Genomic DNA, 22,810 nt, shown 5'->3' with positions numbered 1-22,810 from the left:
GGTCTCAGTAACTTTCAATCAGTCGTGCAGCACGCGCACCATGTGCAGCTTGTCAAAGCCCACGCCGTCCACCACGATGGCGTGGGGCAGCAGGCCCCAGGCGCGGAACCCGGCCTGCTCGTACAGGCGCACGACATGCGTGTTGGAGGCCGTGGCCGTCAGCACCAGCTGGGTCAGCCCGGGCACGCGGCCGGCGGCCTCTACACAGGCGGCTACCAGCTGCTGGCCGACGCCCTGGCGCTGGGCTTGTGGCGCAACCATCATGCCTACCAGCGTGGCGAGGTGCCGCTGCTTGGTGCGTTGCTCGCGCTCACAGCCCAGGCAGCCGACCAGCTGGCCTGCGGCATCGAAGGCGCCGAGGAAGAACTGACCCGACTCCGGCGCGCCAAAACGCGCCACGTACTCGCTGGCATCGCGGCCCACCGAGGATTCGTAGTCGGACGTGAACGCATCCGGCGCGGTGCGCAAAGCCTCGTCGCGAAGGGCTTTGTAGGCCACAGCGTCCGATGCGACCAACGGGCGGATTAACACTGCACGGGCGACCGCAGGCGTGTGCGCGTTCATCGCAGCGGTGTGATCAGGCCTGCGGTGCGCTCGCGCTTTCCAGCGCGTGCAGCTCAGCCAGGGTGTTGGCGTTGAAAAAGGCCTTGGGGTCGTCTCCGGGCTGGTCAAACGGCACGGTGGCGCAGCGGTGTTGTGCCGTCCATGCATCAATCTTGCGGCCACCGGCCTGGGTGAAAGCGACCAGGCTTTCGAGCAGGTCCACGCGCAGCAGGCAGAACACCGGCTGGGTGCGCACGGTGGTGCGGCCCGTGCCATCCTCCTCGGGCGCTGCGGCCATGGCGATGTCGGCGTCCTGGGCGTCAGCCGCCGCCGCCAGGCGCTGGGCCAGGTCCAGGGGGAACAGCGGGGTGTCGCAGGGCACTGTCAGCAGCCAGGGCGTTTCGCAACGCTCCAGTCCTGTCAAAAAACCTGCTAGCGGCCCGGCATAGTCGCTCAGCACGTCGGGCCACACCGGTGCGCCGAAGGCCTCATAGGCGGCCAGATTGCGATTGGCGTTGACCATGGTGGCGCCGGTCTGCATCTGCAGTCGCATCAGGGTGTGCAGGGCCAGGGGCAGGCCCCGAAAGTTCTGCAGGCCTTTGTCGACGCCGCCCATGCGGGAGCCACGGCCACCGGCGAGGACCAAGCCGGTGATGTCTTGCTGATTGATCAATTGAAGTCCTGTCGGGAATGAGATTGCTAGAGAGGCGGCGCTGCCCATAGGCACAATGCTCTCTCTTTCAAAACTAGCATGTTGCCTGAGCTTGGCGAGTAGTCTTCCTCAGACTCGCTATCAGCGATCCAGCGAACGCCTTCGTAGCTTGCTACTGTTGCTGATTCCAAGCGCCATTGGAGATTCTTAAGAGCCCCGCGCTTGTTTTGCCAAGGATCGCAGTAGTCGTTTCCGTTGTGTACGACCAGGGCGTCGATCTTGAGAGGGGCGGCGATGTCTCGCTTGAGTTCGTCGATCAAAAATGAAGAACCGAAGATCAAAAGATCCCAGTCGGATTGCTCGGTAGCTCGTCCGTTAGCTTGCGATCCGATGAGCCAAACAGATGCCGGGCGATGCGTCAAACCGCATACCGTAAGGACAAACGCCTGCACATCTGGCGCTAGATCATCTAGGCCCATAGCGCTAGCCCCCGATGTAGCTCATCTCCACCCGCCGCGCGCCACCAGGCGTGGTATCCGCAGGCAGGCTACTGCGCAGCTCCGAATAGCGGTCGCTGCGCTGCTGCCAGATGGGCGCGATGGCCGAGGCAATCGCCTCGTCGCTGGCGCCGCCGCGCAGCAGGGTTCGCAGGTCGTAGCCCTCGGAGGCAAATAGGCACAGGTAAAGCTTGCCTTCGGTGGACAGGCGCGCGCGGTTGCAGTCGTGGCAAAACGCCTGGGTCACGCTGCTGATCACGCCCACCTCGCCCAGGGCGGGGTCATATTGGCCTGCGGCATTGGCATAGCCCCAGCGCTCGGCGGTTTCGCCGGGGCTGCTGGGGTCGAGCTGGACCAGCGGCAACTCGGCGCGCAGGCGTTTGATCAGCTCGGCCGAGGGCAGCACTTCGTCCATGCGCCAGCCGTTGGTGGCGCCCACGTCCATGTATTCGATGAAACGCAGCGTGGTGCCCGAGCCCCGGAAGTGGCGGGCCATGGGCAAAATTTCGTGGTCGTTGGTGCCGCGCTTGACGACCATGTTGACCTTGATGTGCGACAGCCCGGCGGCGTGCGCCGCTTCGATGCCCGCCAGCACGTCGGCCACCGGAAAGTCCACATCGTTCATGCGGCGAAACACGGCGTCGTCCAGGCCGTCGAGGCTCACGGTCACGCGGTTCAGGCCCGCGTCTTTCAGCGCTTTGGCCTTGCGCGCCAGCAGCGATCCGTTGGTGGTCAGCGTGAGGTCGGGCGCCAGGCCGTCCACGGTGCGCAGTTCAGCCAGTTGCGCCACCAGCGCTTCCAGGTTCTTGCGCAGCAGGGGCTCGCCACCGGTCAGTCGGATCTTGCGCACGCCATGCGCCAGGAAGAGCTTTGCCAGCCGCGTGATCTCTTCAAAGCTCAGCAGCGCGCCGTGCGGCAGGTAGGGGTAGTCCTTGTCGAACACTTCCTTGGGCATGCAGTAGTTGCAGCGGAAGTTGCAGCGGTCCGTCACGCTGATGCGCAGGTCACGCAGCGGGCGGCCCCGGGTGTCGGTGAGCAGGCCGGTGGGGGCCACGGGGTGTGTGGGCACCCGCGCCGCCAGAGCGGCGATGCGTTGGTCCACCAGAGGAATCACACGTTCGGCCATGGCGTGATTTTGCCGCAAGGGGGCCTGCAGAGGGGGCAAGCCCCTGCGCGCGGAGTTGATCGCGGTCAAGTTTTGCCCAGGCGCTGGTATGGCCCGCCTTTGACATGGCGCAGGGCGTTCTGGTTGCTGCGTTGCAACAATCTGTCCATTCGATTTCAAGGGGATTCCCATGTTGACGCGCGAATTTTCTGCCGATGCCACGCCATGCCAGCGCCGTGTGGCCCTTCAGTGGGTGGCGGCGGGTGTTCTGCTGCCCACCTGGGCAACTTGGGCGACTGGAGCCCAGGCGCAGATGGGGTTGTCGGGGGCCATCAACTATGCGGGCTGGTTTCGCGCACTGTCGCAGCGCATGGCCAAGGCCTATTGCCAGCAGTACCTGCAGGTGCTGCCTGCTGCGGCGGTGGATGTGATGGGGCTGGCGCGCAAGATGGTGCAGACGGGTAGCGGCGAACTGGCCCGAGGCATGCAGTCGGGCCAGTGGCCTGCAGAAGTCGGGCGGCAGCTGGCAGAAGTGCAAAAGCAGTTTGCCCTGCTCAACCAGATGACTTCGGCGCCCGCCACCACCACGGCCCTGGTGGCGGCGGCATCGGAACAGGCCGATCGAACGCTGCTCATTGCGCAGGCCGTGACCGAGGCCATCGAAAAAATGGCACAGGCCCCCAGTGCCCGCCTGGTGAACCTGGCGGGCCGCCAGCGCATGCTGTCGCAGCGCCTGGCCAAGAACTACTTTTTGAGTGCTGCCAAGGTGGATTCCAAGGTGGTGCAGGCGCAGCTGGCGTCCGATGCGGCGGACTTCCGCCAGGCCTTGCAGACATTGAAGGCGGCGCCCGTGTCCACATCGTCCATCCGCAACGAGCTGGAGTTGGCCGACTCACAGTGGCTGTTTTTTGAATCCGCGCTGCGCCGCCCGGCCGATGACGCGGGGCTGAACGCCGTGGCCACCACCAGCGAACGCCTGCTGGGGGTGATGGACAAGCTCACCGGCCTGTACGACGCTGCCCTGCGCGAGGTGCTGGGCTGAGAGGCAGGGAACGGCCGGGGTCACCCGATCAGCCGCCCAGGGCCGCGTGCTGCATGAAGTCCGCCAGGCGGCAATCGCGCCCCACTAGCACCAGCCGGGTGTCCAGCGCGTTGAAAAACCCCGGGGGTGGTGGAAGCGGCAGCTGCTGGACGCGTTTGTGGGTGCCGATGCGCGCCGCTGCCAGTTCGTAGTCGCGTGCCAGGGCCATCCACAGGCCATGGGCACCTGCAGATTGGCGTGCGCCCGTCATGAGGCTGCGGCCCGAGTCCAGCCACCACCTGTAGATGGCGGATGCAATGCCCATGCGGCGGTAGCCGTCCACCACCTTGGTGTGGGGCGCGCGCAGGTGGCGGTCGGTGCGGCGGTCCACCTCGACCAGCCGGTTGAACACGGTGTAGGCCACGATGCGGTTGCGCTGCGGGTCGATGGCATACACAAAGTATTCGCCGTCGGCCTCGCGCAGGCGAAACACCAGCCCATGCAGATGCAAGGGCAACGGCTGCATCGCATCGCGCGTGCGGTGGTTGGTGCGGATGCGGTCGTACAGCGCCTCGAACTCGCGCTGGATGTCGCGGCCGGACAGATCCACGTCGATGCGCAGTTCGGTCAGCCGCTGGGCCCACCGGCCCAGCAAGCCCTGGCCGGGCCACGTGTTGGCGATGGCGGTGGCGTCGCGTGGGTCGCACAGGCTGCAGGCGATGGCCATCATGGCTTGTTCCCCTGGCCATCGGTCCAGCAGCCGCTCAGCAGGCGTGCAGGCTGTTCGCGGGCGCACACCTGGGCACTGTGGGGCCAGTCGGGCAGCGGCACCACCAGGCCTGCGTATACGCCGTAGGCCTCACCCGCCGCAATGGTTTCGCCCGCCCACAGGCTTTCGCCCGCACGGATGGCCCCTCCGGCGTGAATGTGCCCACCGGCCCGCACACCCCAGCCCACCTGCAGGTGGCCCTTGCAGTCCACGTCGCCCGTTACCCACACGCCCCGGGCAGCCTGCACGGCAGCATCGGTTTGCAGGTGGCCACCGACCTTGATGCCGCCGTCGCAACCCAGGTCGCCCACCACCCGCAGATCCTGGGCCACCCGGCAGTGGCCGCCGATGTGGGCGGTGGCCCCGCAGTCCAGCTCGCCGCCCACACGCAGGCTGCCTGTGCACTGCAGCCGCTGCGCCACTGTCAGCGACCAGCCCACGCGCGCATCGCCGTGCAGTCGCGCGCTGCCCTCGCAGCGCACTGCGCCCGCCACGCGCAGGTCTTCGCCCACGCGCAGTGCTCCACCCACCCGCAGGCCGCCCAGCACGCTCAGGCTGCGGCCCGTGCGCAGCACACCCTCTACATCGGCGTGGCCCCGGCAGCGTACGCTGCCGGCAAACACCAGTGCGTCGGCCTCCAGGTGGTCTATCTCCAGCACATCGTTGGTGGGGCCGAACTGGTCGAGCATCCAGCAGGCGTCTTCCAAACGACCTTCGCGCACCAGGTCATCCAGCAGCGCCTGGTAGTTGCTGGCGCCCTCCTGGCGGCGCAGGTACCAGCGGTAGCCGTCGGCGCAGGGCTGCTTGGCACGGATGAATTGCCGGGTGATGTCGGGGGCGACCGCCGCGCTGGCGATAGCCTCATCGGCGGGCTGGCTGCGCGCAGGGGCGCACGGGGCGAGCGAAATCTCGCCCGAAGGAAACGGGGGCATGGACACTCCTGACGTTCGCGCCCTGGCTGCTGCCAAGGCGCAAGCTGGCGCTGGGCGATGGGCCCGGCGACAGGAGGTGCGCGAAAAGAATGCGAAGGGGAGGGGGTGTCGCCGGGCTCAGGAATCTGCAGCGAGCGTGCAGACTTGGCGGTCACCGGCCTGGAGCGTGGCCTGCGAGCGCGCGGCACGGCGCAGCGGCGCTGTGGCGCTGGCGGTCGTGGCGGTGGAGTGGCTCGCAAACATCGGCGGCACTATAGGCAGCGGTTTCAAGACCGTCAAATCAATCCGCACTGCCTTGGTGCGGATTGGGCGCGCGCGCAAACGCAAGTGATGGTGGCTTGCGAGCGCGCTTGGACTCTTGTTTACACGCAGCGTCCGCCATCCACCTCGATGCACACGCCGCTGATGAACGAAGCCTCTTCGCTCGCCAGGTACAGCGCGGCGTTGGCCACGTCCAGCGCGGTGGAGAAGCGGCCCAGCGGAATAGTGGCCAGGAACTTGGCGCGGCGCGCATCGTCCACCGGGCCGCCCGCAAACTCGGCGGCCAGGCCGGTGTCGGGGTTGAACACGGGGTTGATGCAGTTCACGCGGATGTTGTCGGGGCCCAGCTCAGCGGCCATGGACTTGCTCGTGATGATGACGGCGCCCTTGGAGCCGTTGTACCAGGTCAGGCCTGGGCGGGGGCGCAGCCCGGCGGTGGAGGCGATGTTGATGATGCTGCCGCCACCCGCCTGGCGCAGTGCGGGCACGGCGTGGATGGCGCTCAGGTAGATGCTCTTCATGTTGATGGCATAGACCTTGTCGAAGTCGTCCTCGCTCACTTCCAGCATGGGGCGGTTGCGGTGCGTCCAGCCTGCGTTGTTCACCACCACGTCTAGGCGGCCGTACAGGCGCATGGCTTCGTCGACCATCGCCTTCACTTCGGCGGACTTCGTCACGTCGGCTTTGAAGAACGCGGCGGTGCCGCCGGCGGCCGTGATCTCGGCCACCACGCGCTGGCCACCGGCTTCATTGATGTCATTGACGATGACCTTGCCGCCTTCAGCGGCCAGGCGCTTGGCGATGCCTTCGCCAATGCCGTTGCCAGCGCCGGTGACGATGATGGATTTGTTCGAAACGCGCATGGAATGGCTCCTTGAATTATTCAAAATTGATAGCTACTGACGCTTTAGTATCAAGCGCTAGGGGCTTGTTTGGCTGAAATTTCTGCAGTGAAATCTGTGGTTGCGGCTTGCTCCGCCAGCTTGGGGGCCTGCGGCGCACGGCCGTAGAACTGGGGGAAAAACTCTTTCACGCCCTGGCCGTTGAAGTCCCACCCCGTGCACTGGCCCAGGTGGCGCGGTGGCTCGTCGGGGTGGCTGGACGAAAACACGGCGGGCACCGACTGGAACGCCGCGGTGGCCAGGTTGAACAACAGCTCGCGCAGGTGGGTACAGCTCGCCACGCCGCCCAGGTGCTTCTGGATGGACTGGCGCCAGCCGCGCGCCATGCTGCAGCCCACCATGTGCTGCAGTGCAGTTTGGGCCTCGGTGCAGCCCTGGAGCGGGTGCGAATCCATCGCCACATCGATCGCCTGCACCACCAGCTGGCGGTTCACGGTCACGCGCAGCCACATGTGGTGGATGGCCTCGCCCGCGAGGCGCTGTTTGGTAGGGTCGCGAAAAGAGGTGGCGTCGTAGGCCTTGCTGTCGTGCAGCTCGCCTTCAATGTCCCACAGTCCATCGTCGCGTTCAAAGCCCTGGTAGTTCACCCGGCGGACATGTTTCAGGGTGCGGGGGGCGGGGGGGCTCAGGGGCATGGAGGAAGAAAAATCGTCGTACAGAAGCAGCCGAGGTTAGCGGGGCCTGCCAGCACCGTCGCGCGCCAGCGGGACACCCTGCAACGCCTCTTCAACCGTACTTGATGGCAACGGTCTTCAAGGTGGTGAAGCCGTACAGCGCCTCAAAGCCCTTTTCGCGTCCATAGCCGCTGGATTTGACGCCGCCAAACGGCAACTCCACACCGCCGGCCGCGCCGTAGTTGTTGATGAACACCTGGCCGCTGTGCACACGCTTGGCCATGCGGAACTGGCGCGCGCCGTCACGCGTCCAGATGCCGGCCACCAGGCCGAATTGCGAGGCGTTGGCCAGCTCCACCGCGTGGTCTTCGTCCTGGAAGGCCATGGCCGACAGCACGGGGCCGAACACTTCCTCCTGCGCAAGGCGGTGGCCTACCGGTACATCGCGCAGCAGGGTCGGGGCCTGGTAGTAGCCGGTCTCGGGCGCTTCGTCCACCACCACGCCCTGGGCCACCATGGGGATGCCGGCCACTTGCGCGTCCGACAGAAAGTCCCACACGCGCTGCTGCTGCGTCTGGCGGATCAGCGGGCCCACGTCCAGGTCCATGGCGGCGGGGCCGACGCGCAACTTTTCAAACGCCTTGCCCAGACGCTCCAGCAGCGGTTCGTAAATCAGCGAATCGATCAGCACGCGCGAGCCGGCCGAGCAGGTCTGCCCGGCGTTCTGCACGATGGCGTTGATGACCACGGGGATGGCGGCATCGAGGTCCGCATCTGCAAAGATGATCTGCGGGCTTTTTCCGCCCAGTTCCAGCGTCACGGGGCAGTGGCGCTCGGCGGCCACCTGCTGGATCAGCGTGCCGATCTTGGGGCTGCCGGTGAAGCTGATGTGGTCGATGCCGGGGTGGCGCGCCAATGCGTCGCCCACCTCATGGCCGTAGCCGGTGACGATGTTGAGCGCGCCGGAGGGGAAGCCCACCTCGGCCGCGAGCTGCGCCACGCGGATCAGCGACAGGCAGGCGTCTTCCGCGGGTTTGACCACGCACACATTGCCCGCCGCCAGCGCGCCGCCCACACTGCGGCCGAAAATCTGCATGGGGTAGTTCCAGGGAATCACATGGCCCGTCACGCCGTGGGGCTCGCGCCAGGTCAGCACGCTGTAGCCGTCGGGGTAGGGGATCGTCTCGCCGTGAAACTTGTCGCACGCACCGGCGTAGAACTCGAAGTAGCGCGCCAGCGCAATCGCGTCGGCGCGTGCCTGCTTGGTGGGCTTGCCGCAGTCGCGCTGCTCCAGCGCCGTCAGCTCGTCCGCATGCTCCAGGATCTTGGCCGAGAGCTTTTGCAGCAGTCGGCCGCGCTCCACCGGGGGGCCAACTTCTGCCACGCCGCGTTGTAGCACTGGCGGGCCGCATGCACCGCCGCGTCGATGTCGTCGGCGTTGCTGCGCTGGATCTCGTCGAAGGGCTGGCCGTCGGACGGGTCGATCATGGCAATCGTGCGGCCCGAGGCGGACGGCACCGAGGCGTTGGCGATGTAGTTCAGTTGCATGGCCGTCATTTTGCCCGGAAATGAAATGTGTGCTTATTATTTAAGTAGAAAATGCTTCTGGCGCTTGTTGGTAAAGCGCTAGTCGCTATATATTTAATAGCAATTCAATAGCAGGTGGCGCGCAGCGCCGCCAGGTCCAGAATCTCGAGCTCGCCGCGTTGCACGCGCACCAGGTGGCGCGATTCCAGGTCCTTGAGGATCTGGTTCGTGGTCTGGCGCGAGATGGCCAGCATCAGCGACAACTGCTCTTGGGATATGGACAGCACGCGGCGCGACCGCCCCTCGGCCGTCCACTGGCCGTAGCCCTCGGCCATCATCACCAGGCGGCGCGCCAGGCGTTGTGGCGCAGGCAACAGGGCCAGCTCTTCCATGGCCACAAAGGCCGAGCGCAGCTTGTCGGTGAGCAGCAGCGCGAGCGCATGCCAGTGCTGCGGGTGGGCCTGCAGCCACGCCTGCAGCCGCTCGTGCGGAATGTGCAGCAGCGTGGTGGGCTCGGTGGCCTGCGCGTCGTGCGTGCGTGCGGAGTTGTCGAACACCGAGATTTCGCCAAACCAGTGCGGCGGCTCCAGGCGGATCAGCAGCGCGGCCCGCGCCTCGTCGGCCCGGCCGCCCGTGCCCGAGATGCTGACCGCGCCGCGCACCACCGCATACAGCCCGCAGGGCGCATCGCCACGCAGAAACAGCACTTCGCCCGTCTGCAAATGGCGCACCTGTGCCATGGCCAGCAGCGGCTGGGCAAAGTCGGGCGGCAGGTGGGCAAACCAGCGGCCGGACTGGAGGACGGGCAGATAGGTGGCGGGGTCGGTCATGCAGTGCAGATTGGGCGCGAGGCAGGGTGGGGCGGTGCCGTGGGAGTGTGCCTTTTTGTCGTCTGCACGACAGACGCTGGCAATGCCCCGGGGCGAGTATTGATGCTGCTCAAAACAACAGCCGGAGACACCCATGAAAACCCTGATCGACCACCTTGCGCAGTACGCCGACTACCACCGCGACCCGCGCAACATCCACACCCATTTTGTGGGCGTCCCGATGATCATGTTTGCGGTGGTCATCCTGCTGTCGCGCCCGACCTGGATGGCGGGCGCGTTGCCGCTGAGCCCTGCGCTGTTCGCTGCGCTGGCGGCCAGCGTCTTCTACTTCCGGCTGGATATGCGTTTTGGCCTGGCCATGGCGACCCTGCTGGCGGCCATGCTGGTGGGGGGGCAGTGGGTAGCTTTGCAGAGCATGGCGGTGTGGCTGGCCACGGGCATCGGCTTGTTTGCGGTGGGCTGGGTGATTCAGTTCGTGGGCCACTACTACGAAGGTCGCAAGCCCGCGTTTGTGGACGACTTGGTGGGCTTGATCGTCGGCCCGCTGTTTGTGGTGGCAGAGTGGGCCTTTGCGCTGGGTTTGCGCAAGGAAGTGCAGGCGGCGATCGAGCAGCGCAGCGGCCCGGTGCGACTGCGCGCCGGCCAGGCACCTGCATAAGCCCCGCGCGTGACCCATGAGCTTTGTTTCCATACTTCCCACCTTGTTGTTCATCGCCCTGGGGCTGGTCATGTTCGGTCTGGGCCTTTCGCTCACGGTGGGCGACTTCAAGCGCCTGCTGCAGCATCCGCGTGCCGTGGTGCTGGCCCTGGTGCTGCAGGTGCTGGTGCTGCCAGCGGCGTGCTACGCCCTCATCGTGCTGCTGGGCGTGGCGCCGCTCTACGCGGTGGGACTGATGCTGCTGGCGGCTTCACCGGGTGGGGTGTCGGCCAACCTGTTCAGCCATCTTTTTGGTGGCAATGTGGCGATGAACATCTCGCTCACCGCCATCAACACCGTGTTGTCCATCGTGAGCCTGCCGCTCATCACCAACTGGGCCATCAACACCTTTGCGCACACGGGCCAGGTGGTGCCGCTGCAATTTGGCAAGGTGGTCGAGGTGATCATCATCGTGCTCGTGCCGGTGGTGCTGGGCATGGCGGTGCACCGGCGCGCGCCGGCCTTCAGCGCCCGCATGGAAAAGCCCATGAAGATTTTCAGCGCCGTGGTGCTGGCCGCTTTTGCGCTGATTGCGATTGCCAAGGAGTGGACGGCGCTGGTCGAGTCCTTCGCGGGCATCGGTCCGGCCGTGTTGTTGTTCAATGCGATCAGTCTTGCGTCGGGGTACTACCTGTCGCGGGCGGCGGGGCTCGACAAGTCCATGGCCACGGCCATCAGTTTCGAGATCGGCATCCACAACTCCACGCTGGCCATCTTCATCGCGCTGTCGGTGCTGGGCAACTTTCAGCTGGCACTGCCTGCGGCCATCTACTCGGTCAGCATGTACATACTGGCGACGCTGTTTGGTGGGCTGGTGCTGCGGCGTGGTGCCCAGCCAGCGGCCGCCGTCAGCGCCTGAAACCGCATTCTGGCGTTGTGGCTCAGCGTGCGCCCACGGGCACGTAGGCGTCGCTGTGCTGGGTCAGCCATTGCTGTGACAGGTCCGTGCCGTGCTGGCTGGGGTGAAAGTCGCGGCGCAGGTATTCGCGCCATGGGCGCCAGGTTTCGCGCACCAGGCCGCCCTTGCCAAACAGCGTGCGCGCTGCGCTGGCCCAGGTGGTCCATTTCCACAGCGTCCCGTCGCGGCGCAGGTTCAGCGCCGTCTGGCGCAGGGCGTCGCCCAAGAAGACGAGGGTGATGCGGCGGAACCACGTGATGCGCCACTCGTGGTTGCCGCCCAGCGCCTGGTAGATGTCGAACGCCGTGTTCTTGTGCTCGGCCTCTTCGGCGCAGTGCCATTGCCACATCGTGGCGAGGCGGGGTTCGGCGCCCGCCAGTGTTTCGGGGTGGGCCAGCAGCCATTCGGCCAGCAGCGCGGTGAAGTGCTCGTTGGCAGCCGTCACGGCCAGGGGGTGGCGTGGGTCGGCTCCGGCAAAAAGCTTCATGCGCTCCTGCGCGCGGGACGCCCATTCGTTGACCAGGCCCTGCTTTTCGAGGTGCCCATTGAACAGCGCATGGATGCGGCGGTGAGTGGCCTCTTGCCCGACGAAGCCGCGCACCTCGTCGGCAAATTGCGCGTGTTGCTCGGGCGGCATGGCTTTGTGCCCGCCCTTCACAGCGTCGATGAAGAACTGCTCGCCCACCGGGAAGCTCATCGACAGCGCATTGAAGAACGCCGTGCGAAACGCATCGCCGCCGCACCAGTGGCGGTCAAAAGGCGTTTCCAGGTCAATGAGCAGGCGTCGCACGACGAGTTCGGTCATGGGGATGGATCTCCGGGAGCTCGGTAAAAAGATAACGTCTTTGTGGTTTGGTACGTTGTAGTACCAGTGGTGAGGAATCATGGAGTGCGCATGTGGTACTGTCAAGTACCTGTTAACCCCAAGGGAATCTGCCAGCATGACCGCACTGCAAGCCGCCCCCCGACCTGGCGCCACCGAGGGTAGGGAACATCGGGATCGCCTGCTGCAGGGCATGGCCCGCGCCGTGGCGACCAAAGGCTATGCCGACACCACGATTGCAGACATCGTGCGCGAGGCTGGCGTCTCGCGGCGTACTTTCTACGAGAACTTTGCCGACAAGGCCGAATGCCTGACAGCGCTGTACGAATCGGCCAGCGGCAACGCACTGGCGGTGCTGCGTGGCGCCATCAACCCCCAAAGCGATTGGCAGGCCCAGGTGGAGCAGGCGCTGTCGGCATACTTTGGTGCGCTGGCCTGCAATCCGGTTCTGCTGCGCACTCTGTTCATTGAAATCCTGGGCCTGGGCATGCCCGGCCTGGCCGCGCGGCGGCGGGCCAATCAGCACCTGGTGGACCTGATGCTGGAGGTGGTGAACACCCGTACTGGCGATCAGGGCCAACGCCATCTTCCCTTGAAGCCCGTGATGGCCATGGCCGTGGTGGGAGGCATCAATGAGATGGTGCTGCAGTCCATCGAGCAAGGTCGTGCTGGGGCTTTGCAGGAACTGGTGGAGCCTGCTGCGGCGCTGCTGCGGGCTGCGATTGCGGCGGAGTTTTAACTGTGGCGGGGTGTGGTGGCGACGTGGAGCCAGCGTTTGCAGCCTTGAAAAACCGCCACCAAAGCCAACCCGGCGCCCAGGGCCGCCAACCACTGAGGGAATGACAGCGGCGCGAACCTGAACGCTGCGGCAAGCCAAGGCACGGTGGTGATAGCCGTCAACGCCGCCAGTGTGCCGCCCAGCACCCACAGGCTGACGGGTGTGAGGCCCGCCCACAGGCTGCGCCAGCTGGGCTGGTTGCTGCGGCTGGGCAGGATGAGCGCAGCATTGGCGGCCACCAGCACTACAAACGCCGCAGTGCTGGCGGTGGCGGCGTGCGCAGCCTGCCCCAGCAGCCAGGCATAGAGGCCCACCACGGCAGCCGTCACCACGCCGCCCTGCACCAGGCTCAGCAGGATGTGGCGGGCTGAAAGCAAGGGTTCATCGGCGCGGCGCGGCGGCTGCTGCATAAGGTCGGCCGCACCTTCCTCGGCCTCAAAGACGATGGAGCAGGCCGGGTCGATGACCAGTTCCAGAAACGCAATGTGCAGCGGCGCCAGCACCAGCGGCAGCCCAAACAGCACCGGCAGCAGCGCCAGCCCGATGATGGGCACATGCACGGCCAGCGTGTAGACCATGGCCTGGCGCAGGTTGGCAAAGGTCTGCCGCCCCCGGTGGATAGCCTGAACAATGGCCGCGAAATCGTCCTGCAGCAGCACCAGTGCTGCAGCCTCGCGCGCCACGTCGGTGCCGCGCTGGCCCATGGCGATGCCGATGTGGGCGGCCTTGAGGGCGGGGGCGTCGTTCACGCCATCGCCCGTCATGGCCACCACCTCGCCCTGGGCCTTGAGGGCTTCGACCAGCGCCAGCTTCTGGTGCGGCTTGATGCGTGCAAACACGCTGACCTGCCGGACTTTGCCGGTGAGCATGTCGGGGGACATCAAGGCCATTTCATCGCCGGTGACGACCTGGTCGTGGGCGATGCCCGCCTGGGCTGCAATCGCGCGTGCGGTGCGGGGGTGGTCGCCCGTGATCATCACCACGCGGATACCCGCCTGGTGACACTCTGCAATCGCCTGGGGCACCTCGGGTCGCAGGGGGTCGGCCAGGGCCACGAGGCCCAGCCATTCAAAGTCAAAGTCGTGCTGAATGCCGGGCCAGTCGTCTTGCACGCGGTGCCGGGCCTTGGCCACGCCCAGCACTCGAAGGCCCCGATCGGCCAGCCGAGCGGCCTGGGCGCTGACGGTGGCGCGCTCGGCGTCAGGCAGATGGCACAGGTCGGCCACGGCTTCGGGCGCACCCTTGGTGGCCACGGTGTCGTGCGCGGATGTGCCGTCGCGCCACAAGTGGCTCATGGCCAGCAGCTGGGGCGAGAGCTCATATTCGCGCGCCAGCGACCAGGCGGGGTGCAGGTGCTCGGTGCCTGCCAGATGATCCCCCGCCATGCGGTGAAAGGCCTGCTCCATGGGGTCGTGCGGTTCGATCTCGCTGGCCAGCACGGCGTATTCGAGCAGTTCGTGGAAGGCCTCTGGCAGCGCCGTGCCACCTGCTTCGGCTGCTTTTTCGGGCAGGTTCTGCACATCCAGCTCCTCGCCCGCAATGCACAGTGCGGCCACGGCCATGCGGTTTTGCGTGAGGGTGCCGGTCTTGTCCACGCACAGCACGATGGTCTGCCCCAGCGTTTCGATGGCGTTGAGCCGTCGCGTCAATACCTGCTGCGCCGCCAGCCGCCGTGCAGCCAGGGCCAGGAAGACGATCATGATCACCGGCAGCTCTTGCGGCAGGATGCCCATGGCCAGGGTGATGCCTGCCAGCACGGCTTGCAACGCGTCGCCGCGCAGTGCCCAGAACAGGGCCACCAGCAGCACACACAGCGACAGGCCGATCAGCACGAGCTTGTGGGTGAGCCGTGCCATTTCTTCGCGCAACGGCGATGCCTGCAGCGCAATGGTGTCGAGCGACTGGCCAATGCGCCCCAGCTCGGTGTGGCGCCCCACGGCCGTCACCTGCAGCAGGCCCTGGCCGCTCACCACCAGCGTGCCTGCAAATACCTTGTCGGCAATCTGCTTGGCCACGGGCTCGGACTCACCGGTCAGCATCGATTCGTTGGTGGCCAGCTCGTGCGCCTGCAGCAGGGTGCCGTCAGCCGGGATGCGGTCGCCCTCGGCAATCATCAAGAGGTCCTCGCGCACCACATCGCGGCCTGCGATACGCACCATGGTGCCGCCTCGCAGCGCCAGCGCGCGGGGGCTGGAGAGGTCGCGCAGGGCGTTGAGGGTGTTGTCGGTGCGGCGCTCCTGCAGCACCGTAATGGTCATGATGATCACCACAAACCCCAGCAGGATCAGGGCCTCGTGCGCGTCGCCCATCGCCAGGTAGATGCCGCCTGCACCCAGCAGCAGCAAGAACATGGGCTCGCGCACCACGTCCCAGGCCATGTCGCGCAGCGTGCGGCGCTGGCTGATGCCCAGTTCGTTGGGGCCTTCTTCACGCAGGCGCTGGGCGGCAACGGCCGGGTCAAGGCCAGACGGTGGGGGTTGTGCGGGCATCTGGGGGCGTAGGGAGTCTTGAGGCGATCTTTCTTATACCTTTGTTCGGTGAAAGTGTCAGTGTGCTGGTGCTGCTGTTTCCCAGATCACACCTTGCATCTCACACCTCGCACAGCACAAAGTCTGCCGTGCCCACATTGCACTCAGGGCACCGCCAATCGTCGGGCACATCGGCCCACAGTTTGCCTGGCGCAATGCCCTCATCGGGCAAACCCGCAGCTTCGTCATAGATCCAGCCGCAGACCACACACATATAGATTTTCATGGGTTGATCCTGAAAGTTGTTTTGACGGGCTTCAGTCGTCGTCGTGGTGTCTGCTGCGCTCGCTCGTCGTGCCGCTGGCAATCAAACCATTGGGCGATTGCTGCCACTCCCATGCGCCAAAGGCCAGCACTGCCAGCAGCAGCGCTGCCGCCAGCCAGGTGCGGTTTTTCTGCACCAGGTTGGGCCCTGGGCCTTCCACGCGCCCGGTCAACATGGGCAGCGCTTGATTCTTGCGCCGCAGCATGCTCAGGCCGGCAATCAATGCGAGGTGGGCCAGCACGACAAACAGCATGGCTTCTCCGAAGAACTCGTGCACTTCTTCGATCCAGTCGCCACCCAACATGTCGCCCCAATCGTTGTAGGTGGCATAGCCGCTCAAGGTGATAGGAACGACCAGGACCAGCAGCAGCACCACCGCCAGTGCCATCAGCAGGTTTTGCCCCTGGCGCCAGTTCACCTGGCTCACCTGGCTGGCAGAGCGTGCTTGGGACAGGGTGCGCAGCCATGCGGGAGCCCTGGCCAGCTTGCGCCACAGCAGGCCCAGGCCCGAAGTGCGCGGGCCAAAGATTCCGTACAGCACGCGAAAGCCCAGCAGGCCCGCCATGGTGTAGCCCAACGTGACGTGCAGCAGCCGCCAGTGCTCGCCATCGGCGGTGGCGTAGGCACCCACAAAGCAGAGCGCAAACAGCCAGTGGAACATGCGCGTGGGCGCGTCGGTGACCCGGCGGCTGGGCGTTTGGGCAGTCGCTGGCTGCGCTGTGGCGCGGACCGGGTCGAAGAAGGGGGGGGGTTGCATGGTGTTTTCCTTGGGTTCAGTCGTTCCAGGCGCGGCGTGATCGGGCATCCAGCCCCGCGGGCATGCGCAGGTCGTGGTCGTCAAATTGCCCTTGGTCGGCACCCGTGTGGCAGGCCGCGCAGTTGGCGGCGCTTTTCACGCTGGCAAGCTTCCAGGCGGCGGGCTCGATCTTTCGGTGTTTGCGCTCAAACCAGGCCGAGCGGGTGATGCGGTCCTCGGGAGGCTCTTCGCTCACGCGCTTGTAGGTGCCGGCGTGGGACTGCAGCCACTGGTTGAGCTGGCGCACGGTGGCCGCGTCCAGCGATGCGTCGGTGCCATAGTGCTTGTCGAGCCCCGTCATCACGCGGTTCCACGACGCGGCGGGCAGCAGCCCGGGTGGGTAGGCGGTGTGGCAGGCGGCGCATTCCTGCGTGTAGGCGCTAGGCACGTTGCGGGGCATGGCGCGCCCGCTGTCGGCGTGGGCGCTGGAGATTGACAGCAGGGTCAGTGCGCACACAGCGGCGGCCAGGGCCGCAGGGCGTAGGGGGGCAGGTTTTTTCATGGTGTCGGTCTCAGGGCTTGAGGGCGTTGAGGTACGCCAGCACATCGGCCTTCTCCACAGCCGTGCATTCGCGACTCAGCACGTCGTTGCAGTTGCGGCGAAACCACTTGTCCACCTTGGCGGTGTCGGTAAAGGCCTTGGGGTTGAAGGCAGGGGCCAGGGGCGCTATCGACTTGCCGGTGCTGGCATGTTTGCCCTGGGCGGTGGGTGGCGTGCCGTGGCAGGATGCGCAAGACCACTCGCCGCCGTGGCGGGTGGTGAAGAACACCTTGCCCTTGTCGGCATTGCCGGGGCTGCCTGCCTGTGCGCTCCAGTGCGCGAGCTGCTGGGCGGCGGTGGTGTCGGCGGCGTGGCTGGGGCTGGCTGCGGCCCAGAGGCACAGTGCAGCCAGGGCCAAAGTGCGAACGGTTGTCATCGTGGTGTCCTTGTAGGTGTTGGTTGTCCTATGCAGCCATTGTTGAAACCCCAGCCTGAACGGCGCGTGAAAGGGCTGTTCATCGGCCGTTCAGACACTGCGCGGGACAATGCACCCATGCTTTTTTCCCCTCACCGTGCTTCAGAGCGCTGCCACGCCATGCGCTGGGGCGCGGCGGCTTGTCTGCTGTGGGCGGCAGCGGTAATCGCGCCAAACGCCCTGGCCAGCGGCAAGGACGACCACGACCGCGCCCGGCAGGCCGTGCAGGCGGGCCAGGTGCTGCCGCTGCCTGCAGTGCTGGAGCGCCTGCAGCGCGAAGTGCCCGGCCAGGTGCTCGAAGTGGAGCTGGAGCAGGAGCGGGATCGCTGGATTTACGAGATCAAGCTGCTCACACCTGCGGGGCAGTTGACCAAGGTCAAGCTCGATGCACGCACGGCCGAGGTGCTGCGCGTCAAATCGCGCGACGATCAACGTACTGGCCGAGAACACCGCTAAGACGGCCCCGCATGGGCTCGCCCCCTGCAAGCAGACGAGGCTTCCAATCGCCCGATTTCACTCCAACCTTCGGGCAAGGTACTTGTGCGACCCTAAAAAGACACTGAACAGGTTCTATAGCCCATGCGCATCCTCCTCGTAGAAGACGACACGCAGCTGCGCACCCAGTTGCGCACCGCGCTGCAAGGCGCGGGATACACCGTGGACGAGGCCGACAACGGGCGCGACGCGCAGTTTCTGGGCGAGACCGAAGCGTTGGATGCCGTGGTGCTGGACCTGGGCCTGCCGGTTGTGGATGGGCTCACGGTACTCAAGCGCTGGCGGGCTGAGGGGCGCAATATGCCGGTGCTGATCCTCACCGCGCGCGACAACTGGCACGAAAAGGTGGCGGGCATTGATGCCGGTGCCGACGACTACCTGACCAAGCCCTTTCACCTCGAAGAACTGCTGGCACGTTTGCGCGCGCTGATCCGCCGCGCCAGCGGGCAGGCGTCTGCGGTGCTGCAGTGCGGCGACTGGTCGCTGGACACCCGCAGCGGCCGCGTGACCTGCGCAGGACAGCCCGTGGCGCTTACGGCGCATGAATACAAGGTGCTCGGCTACCTCATGCACCGGCCTGGCGTGTTGGTGTCACGTGCCGAACTGACCGAACACATCTACGCGCAGGACTTTGACCGGGACTCCAACACCATCGAAGTCTTTGTGGGGCGCCTGCGCAAAAAACTGCAGTCGCCGTCGGCCAGCGCGGCCCGTATCGAGACGGTGCGTGGCATGGGCTACCGCCTGGTGCCGCCATGAACCGGGGCGCGAATCGGGGCGGTTTGCACTGGTCACGCTCCCTGCGGTTTCGGCTGCTGGCCGTGACCGTGGCGGGGGTGGCCGTGGCGGTGGTGCTGGCGGGCTTGGTGCTGAGTGGGCTGTTCCGCGAGCATGTGCAGCGCCAGTTCGAGGCGGCCCTTGTGCAGCAGCTGGACCAGGTCACGGCGCGGCTGGAGTTTGATGCCCAGGGCCTGCCGGCGATTGCCGCGCAGGCTTTGTCAGACCCGCGCTGGCTCAAACCCTATTCGGGCCTGTACTGGCAGGTGGACGCCATGGCGCCCGATGGGCGCGGCCGGGCTGGGGTGCTGCGTTCGCGCTCCTTGTGGGACACCAGCCTGGCCCTGCAGGTGGATGCGCTGGCTGACGGTGCCGTGCATGTGCACGAAGTGGCAGGCCCGCAGGGCGCGCCCTTGCTGGTGCTGGAGCGCACCGTGCGTGCCGAGGGCGTGGATGCAGCACGCTGGCGCGTGATTGTGGCGGCCGATCTGCAGGCCACCCAAGCGGCCACCGCGCAGTTCACGCGCGTGCTGGCGCTGTCGCTGGCGGCCTTGCTGGTGCTGCTGGCAGCGGCCGCGTGGGCCCAGGTGGCCGTGGGCCTGCGGCCTCTGCAGGCGTTGCAGCGGGGCTTGCAGGATGTGCAGCAGGCACGCACCACACGGTTGCAGGGCGCATTCCCTGCCGAGATGCAGCCGCTGGTGGATGACTTCAACGGCGTGCTGGAACGCAATGCAGAAGTGGTGGAGCGCGCGCGCACACAGGCAGGCAATCTGGCGCATGCCCTGAAAACCCCGCTTTCGGTGCTGGAGAACGCGGCCTGCGCGCCAGCACCCAGTGATGGCGCAGCGCTGGCTGCACTGGTGCGCGAGCAGGTGCAGGTGGCGCGGCGCCACATCGACTGGCACCTGGCGCGATCCCGCGTGGCCGCATCGGCACACCTGCCGGGCCAGCGCACGGCGCTGGAGTCGGTGGTGGGCGGACTGGTGCGCGTGATGAACAAGGTGCATGCCGGGCGCGGGGTGGACATCACGGTGGCGCTGCCCGATGCCCCGCTGTTCTTTGCGGGCGAGGCGCAGGACCTGCAGGAAATGCTGGGCAACCTGCTGGACAACGCCTGCAAATGGGCGCAGTCCACCGTGCGCTTGCAGGCGCAGGTCCTTGGCGGGCAGCCGTCCCAGATGGTCGTCAGTGTCGAGGACGACGGCCCCGGCATCGGTGCGGCGCAGCGTGCGCAGGCGGTGGAGCGTGGCGTGCGGCTGGACGAAACGATGCCGGGCACGGGGCTGGGCCTGGCCATCGTGCAGGACTTGGCGGCCCTGTACGGCGGGCGGCTGGATCTGGAGCCTGCCGACCTGGGCGGCCTGCGGGTGGTGCTTGTGTTGCCCGCCGCTCGGGAGACGGCGTAAAGAAGCCCGCTGGAGCGGGGACGGCGTAAAAAGCCCGCCTGCAAGCGGGAGAGGCGTAAAAAAAGCCCGCCGAAGCGGAAGGAAGTAAAAAAGCCCGCCGAAGCGGGCTAAGGCCCTGACAAATCCCTTCAATCTCTCGAATGTTGCAAAGCCTTGGACTGGACGCCCCCAGCGTAGCACCCCCGGCGGGGTTTGACTACCCGGGGAACACCAGGCTGTGCCGCGAAGGTGGTGGGCCTTGGCCGGATGGCCAAGGAGATGGGGGATAAATTTCGATTAAAAATAGGCCCTGGCGCTTATCCATCAAGCGCTAAAAGCTATGTTTTTAGGAGTAAGTTCATAGCCTGCTCTCCACGCTGTTGCGCATGGCCGCCTGTGCCACGGCGTCCAGAGCGCCGTCCACCACGGTCTGCTCGGTCAACACCTGCACGGCGCCCTGGTGGAAGAGCCGCTCCAGCAGCCGCAGGGTCATCGATTGGGTCCGGCCCGATGCGCTGGTGAAGAGGAAAAGCTGGCCTTGTGAGCCGATCCAGGACAGCTGGGTGCGTTCCCACTGGCCTGCCACCTGCAGGTTGACCCAGGTCCCAACAGCCAATGGGGCCAAGGGCGCGCTTGAGGCCAGGTGGGGCAAGGTGGCCGGGCCGCTGGTGGTGCTGGTGGATTCGGGCACATGCTCGGCGCTCTCCGATACCGGGGACTGTGAGATGTCCACATAGCCGGATTCCCTGGCCTCGGAGGGGGCGACCCATGGGTCGTCATCCTCCAGCGGGGCGGGCTGCGCCACAGCCTGGGGTTCGGGCGGCGGGGCGGGGTGCTTGGTGGCCACCCGGGGCCCGGGCTTGAAGGCTTGCTGGTGCAGTTCCATCAGCAGTTCGAAGACGGCCTCGGTTCGGGCGGCCGGGTAGTCGATGGACGCCAGGCCCTCGCGCAGCTTGGCCAGCAGTTTGGGCAGCAGGCGCGCCAGTTGGCCGGTGTTCGCGCGGGTCAAGGCGGGCTGCGTGCTCCAAATCAGGGCGTCCACCAGCTCCTCGTAGCGGCCTGGGTCGGCACTGCGGGTGGTGTCGGTCAGGCGCGCCTGTGCCATGACCTGGGACCAGGGGCCGAGCAGAAAACGGGAAATCTCGTCGGGCACCTTGCCGAAATCAGGCCGCAGCGAGAGGTCGCGCGAAATCCGGGCGGCCAGCAGGTGGCGCTGTTCCGCGTGCTGCAAGGCCTCGATGGCGCGTTGGCGTTCCTGTTTGCGCTGCTGGTCCTTTTCTGCCCATTTGGCGTGCAATTGCTGGAGCACGTGCTCGAAATCGTCGGGCCCGTCGATGGTGGCCGTGGCCAGCGGGCCCGCGATGTTCATGAGCGAGCGCATGAAGCTCTGGAAGCCGGGGGCTTCGGGGCTGTTGAAGGCCAGGCTGCGGTCGGTGATGTCTTGCAGCAGTCGGCGCGCGGGGTGCTCCTTGTGGCTGAAGAACCGGGGGTCGGCCACGGCCAGCTGTATCAAGGCCGGCTCCAGCGCGCGGATGAACTGCTGCACCGGCCACAGCAGCCGACCATCGCGCGCGATGTTGTCCACCATCAGCGCCACCACCTCCATGCTCAAGGCCTCTCCCAGTCCGCCGGAATGTTTGCGCGGCGGGGCTGCAGGGCTGCCCTCTGTGCTGCTGCCGACCTGCTGCGGGCGCTGGCCCCCCAGTCGCTCCATCATGTGGCCGACCTGGTTCATGGCCTGCAGCGCTTCGAAGGCGGCGGGCACGGTGGCTGCGAAGTCCGTGGCGGGTGGGTCGATGGAGGGGAGCTGGTTGGGGTTATCGAACTCGCGTGCGAATTGGTCGGCGAAGCTCTCGTCTGAATGGGGGGAGGGCGTGTGTGTTGGCGCCGACGTGGGGGCCGGGTTCTCGCTGAACTCGCCCAGCAGCAGGCGACGCAGGCGGTCGAGTGTGAGCAGGGAGTCGGCGTGGCCTTCCACTGTGGACAGGTCGTTGTCGGCTGCAAAGCCGGGGGATGCGCCGCCTTCGGTGGGCGCCACGTAGACCACCTGGCCATCGGCCTGGCGCATCGCATAGCCCACGGGCTGCACGCCGCTGAGCTTGAGCCGATCAATCTGCGCCAGGTAGAGCCCCCGCAGCTCCGTGCCCAGCGCCTGGGCCATGGGGCCCATCCAGTCGTGCCGCACCTGCGGCGTGACCTGCATCTGCGACACCACGGTCTGCAGCGCCTGTAGAAAGACTTCGGGGCGCAGGGGGTTGTGCTCCGGCTGAACGCGGGCCAGGCCCCGGGCCGCACACACCAGGGCGTCGAGGTCGGCCAGCGGCCCTTCCACGGCCGAGATCAGCACCTGCCGGGCGCGGGCGCGCTCCACGCTGTCGTTGATCTGCGCCTCGTCCATCAGTTCAAGGTCGTCGAAATGGACGGTGAACAGGGAGCGTGTGGGCTTTTCCTCGTTCTGTGCCGCCTCCTGGTCGAGTGCCTTGCGCAGCGCGTCGGGGTAACGCTCGCCCATCACGGACGTGAGCCGCGACAGCTGCTGCCGCGCTTCGTGCATGGCGTTGTGTTCACCCGGTGTGCGGGCCTGGTCCTGGCGCGTGAGCAGGGACATGCGCGTGGCCTCGGCGACGCGCTCCATCAGGGGCCGGGCCTGTGCCAGCACGTCGCGCACGATGTGCTGGTGGGGCGTGGTATCGCTGGCGGAGGGGGCAGGGGCCGACGGTGTGGTGTGTTTCAAGGCTTCTTCGGGGAGGACGGGAACC

At 66.5% G+C, this 22,810-nt stretch carries 24 protein-coding genes and 1 pseudogene; 7 read left to right on the top strand and 18 right to left on the bottom strand.

Going from position 1 to position 22,810, the window contains the following annotated elements:
- Positions 1 to 18: 18 nt before the first annotated feature.
- The 4 genes from EXV95_RS07405 to moaA all read right to left on the bottom strand — a co-directional run bounded on the left by EXV95_RS07405 (position 19) and on the right by moaA (position 2,818).
- Positions 19 to 564: a GNAT family N-acetyltransferase gene (locus EXV95_RS07405; RefSeq protein ID WP_176886369.1), complete on the bottom strand. Its 546-nt coding sequence runs from the start codon at positions 562 to 564 to the stop codon at positions 19 to 21.
- A 13-nt stretch (positions 565 to 577) separates the two neighbouring features.
- A complete protein-coding gene (mobA, locus tag EXV95_RS07400) occupies positions 578 to 1,216 on the bottom strand; it encodes a molybdenum cofactor guanylyltransferase MobA (RefSeq protein ID WP_176886368.1) in 639 nt (212 codons plus the stop codon).
- Between the two features lie 26 nt (positions 1,217 to 1,242).
- A complete protein-coding gene (locus tag EXV95_RS07395) occupies positions 1,243 to 1,617 on the bottom strand; it encodes a nucleotidyltransferase domain-containing protein (protein ID WP_162239769.1) in 375 nt (124 codons plus the stop codon).
- Positions 1,618 to 1,678: 61 nt separating this feature from the next.
- Positions 1,679 to 2,818 (bottom strand): GTP 3',8-cyclase MoaA, encoded by a 1,140-nt coding sequence (moaA, locus tag EXV95_RS07390; protein WP_176886367.1) that lies wholly within the window; start codon positions 2,816 to 2,818, stop codon positions 1,679 to 1,681.
- Between the two features lie 169 nt (positions 2,819 to 2,987).
- Between moaA and EXV95_RS07385 the strand changes: the two genes are divergently transcribed.
- Positions 2,988 to 3,839 (top strand): type IV pili methyl-accepting chemotaxis transducer N-terminal domain-containing protein, encoded by an 852-nt coding sequence (locus tag EXV95_RS07385; RefSeq protein ID WP_121420510.1) that lies wholly within the window; start codon positions 2,988 to 2,990, stop codon positions 3,837 to 3,839.
- 28 nt (positions 3,840 to 3,867) lie between these two features.
- Here EXV95_RS07385 and EXV95_RS07380 read toward each other — a convergent pair whose 3' ends face one another.
- The 7 genes and pseudogenes from EXV95_RS07380 to EXV95_RS07355 all read right to left on the bottom strand — a co-directional run bounded on the left by EXV95_RS07380 (position 3,868) and on the right by EXV95_RS07355 (position 9,653).
- Entirely contained in the window at positions 3,868 to 4,548 is a 681-nt protein-coding gene (locus EXV95_RS07380) for a hypothetical protein (protein WP_255484949.1), read from the bottom strand.
- A complete protein-coding gene (locus EXV95_RS07375; protein ID WP_176886366.1) occupies positions 4,545 to 5,519 on the bottom strand; it encodes a hypothetical protein in 975 nt (324 codons plus the stop codon). Before EXV95_RS07375 ends, EXV95_RS07380 begins: the two co-directional genes overlap by 4 nt.
- 117 nt (positions 5,520 to 5,636) lie before the next feature.
- Positions 5,637 to 5,762, bottom strand: coding sequence for a hypothetical protein (locus EXV95_RS24875; RefSeq protein ID WP_255424236.1), 126 nt, complete (start codon positions 5,760 to 5,762; stop codon positions 5,637 to 5,639).
- 119 nt (positions 5,763 to 5,881) lie between these two features.
- Positions 5,882 to 6,643 (bottom strand): SDR family oxidoreductase, encoded by a 762-nt coding sequence (locus EXV95_RS07370; RefSeq protein ID WP_176886365.1) that lies wholly within the window; start codon positions 6,641 to 6,643, stop codon positions 5,882 to 5,884.
- Between the two features lie 50 nt (positions 6,644 to 6,693).
- Entirely contained in the window at positions 6,694 to 7,317 is a 624-nt protein-coding gene (locus EXV95_RS07365) for a DUF2889 domain-containing protein (protein WP_255484948.1), read from the bottom strand.
- 91 nt (positions 7,318 to 7,408) lie between these two features.
- Positions 7,409 to 8,844 (bottom strand): annotated as a pseudogene (locus EXV95_RS07360) (aldehyde dehydrogenase family protein).
- A 104-nt stretch (positions 8,845 to 8,948) separates the two neighbouring features.
- On the bottom strand, positions 8,949 to 9,653 hold the full coding sequence (locus EXV95_RS07355; RefSeq protein WP_055398183.1) for a Crp/Fnr family transcriptional regulator: 705 nt from the start codon (positions 9,651 to 9,653) through the stop codon (positions 8,949 to 8,951).
- Between the two features lie 133 nt (positions 9,654 to 9,786).
- On the opposite strand from EXV95_RS07355, the gene EXV95_RS07350 reads away from it, so the two are divergent.
- Complete coding sequence (locus EXV95_RS07350) at positions 9,787 to 10,311, top strand: DUF962 domain-containing protein (protein WP_176886364.1); 525 nt, start codon at positions 9,787 to 9,789, stop codon at positions 10,309 to 10,311.
- Between the two features lie 43 nt (positions 10,312 to 10,354).
- Positions 10,355 to 11,209 carry a bile acid:sodium symporter family protein gene (locus EXV95_RS07345; RefSeq protein ID WP_255484947.1) on the top strand — a complete coding sequence of 285 codons (855 nt, stop codon included), beginning with the start codon at positions 10,355 to 10,357 and terminating at the stop codon, positions 11,207 to 11,209.
- Positions 11,210 to 11,231: 22 nt separating this feature from the next.
- On the opposite strand, the gene EXV95_RS07340 is transcribed toward EXV95_RS07345, so the two are convergent.
- Positions 11,232 to 12,053, bottom strand: coding sequence for a metal-dependent hydrolase (locus EXV95_RS07340; protein ID WP_176886363.1), 822 nt, complete (start codon positions 12,051 to 12,053; stop codon positions 11,232 to 11,234).
- Positions 12,054 to 12,189: 136 nt separating this feature from the next.
- On the opposite strand from EXV95_RS07340, the gene EXV95_RS07335 reads away from it, so the two are divergent.
- Positions 12,190 to 12,810 carry a TetR/AcrR family transcriptional regulator gene (locus EXV95_RS07335; protein WP_176886362.1) on the top strand — a complete coding sequence of 207 codons (621 nt, stop codon included), beginning with the start codon at positions 12,190 to 12,192 and terminating at the stop codon, positions 12,808 to 12,810.
- Here the strand turns inward: EXV95_RS07335 and EXV95_RS07330 are convergent.
- From EXV95_RS07330 to EXV95_RS07310, 5 genes are all read right to left on the bottom strand, one after another.
- Positions 12,807 to 15,338, bottom strand: coding sequence for a cation-translocating P-type ATPase (locus EXV95_RS07330; protein WP_176886361.1), 2,532 nt, complete (start codon positions 15,336 to 15,338; stop codon positions 12,807 to 12,809). The genes EXV95_RS07335 and EXV95_RS07330 overlap by 4 nt on opposite strands.
- A 100-nt stretch (positions 15,339 to 15,438) precedes the next feature.
- Complete coding sequence (locus EXV95_RS07325; RefSeq protein WP_176886360.1) at positions 15,439 to 15,603, bottom strand: rubredoxin; 165 nt, start codon at positions 15,601 to 15,603, stop codon at positions 15,439 to 15,441.
- Positions 15,604 to 15,634: 31 nt separating this feature from the next.
- Positions 15,635 to 16,399, bottom strand: coding sequence for a cytochrome b/b6 domain-containing protein (locus tag EXV95_RS07320; RefSeq protein ID WP_176886359.1), 765 nt, complete (start codon positions 16,397 to 16,399; stop codon positions 15,635 to 15,637).
- 16 nt (positions 16,400 to 16,415) lie between these two features.
- Positions 16,416 to 16,940, bottom strand: coding sequence for a diheme cytochrome c (locus EXV95_RS07315; RefSeq protein WP_176886358.1), 525 nt, complete (start codon positions 16,938 to 16,940; stop codon positions 16,416 to 16,418).
- 10 nt (positions 16,941 to 16,950) lie between these two features.
- The gene (locus tag EXV95_RS07310; RefSeq protein WP_176886357.1) at positions 16,951 to 17,355 is read right to left on the bottom strand and encodes a DUF1924 domain-containing protein; all 405 of its coding nucleotides are present in this window, start codon (positions 17,353 to 17,355) and stop codon (positions 16,951 to 16,953) included.
- 117 nt (positions 17,356 to 17,472) lie between these two features.
- On the opposite strand from EXV95_RS07310, the gene EXV95_RS07305 reads away from it, so the two are divergent.
- The 3 genes from EXV95_RS07305 to EXV95_RS07295 all read left to right on the top strand — a co-directional run bounded on the left by EXV95_RS07305 (position 17,473) and on the right by EXV95_RS07295 (position 20,072).
- On the top strand, positions 17,473 to 17,850 hold the full coding sequence (locus EXV95_RS07305; RefSeq protein WP_255484946.1) for a PepSY domain-containing protein: 378 nt from the start codon (positions 17,473 to 17,475) through the stop codon (positions 17,848 to 17,850).
- A gap of 123 nt (positions 17,851 to 17,973) precedes the next feature.
- Positions 17,974 to 18,648: a response regulator transcription factor gene (locus EXV95_RS07300; protein ID WP_176886356.1), complete on the top strand. Its 675-nt coding sequence runs from the start codon at positions 17,974 to 17,976 to the stop codon at positions 18,646 to 18,648.
- Complete coding sequence (locus EXV95_RS07295; protein WP_176886355.1) at positions 18,645 to 20,072, top strand: sensor histidine kinase; 1,428 nt, start codon at positions 18,645 to 18,647, stop codon at positions 20,070 to 20,072. The genes EXV95_RS07300 and EXV95_RS07295 overlap by 4 nt, the downstream gene beginning before the upstream one ends.
- Positions 20,073 to 20,409: 337 nt before the next feature.
- Here EXV95_RS07295 and EXV95_RS07290 read toward each other — a convergent pair whose 3' ends face one another.
- The gene (locus EXV95_RS07290) at positions 20,410 to 22,785 is read right to left on the bottom strand and encodes a DUF1631 family protein (protein ID WP_176886354.1); all 2,376 of its coding nucleotides are present in this window, start codon (positions 22,783 to 22,785) and stop codon (positions 20,410 to 20,412) included.
- Between the last annotated feature and the right edge of the window lie 25 nt (positions 22,786 to 22,810).

Origin of the sequence: Acidovorax sp. JMULE5, assembly GCF_013376875.1 — a bacterium.
Taxonomy (GTDB): domain Bacteria; phylum Pseudomonadota; class Gammaproteobacteria; order Burkholderiales; family Burkholderiaceae_C; genus Acidovorax; species Acidovorax facilis.
Note: the sequence above shows the minus strand (reverse complement) of the source record. Positions and strands in the feature narration are given on the sequence as shown.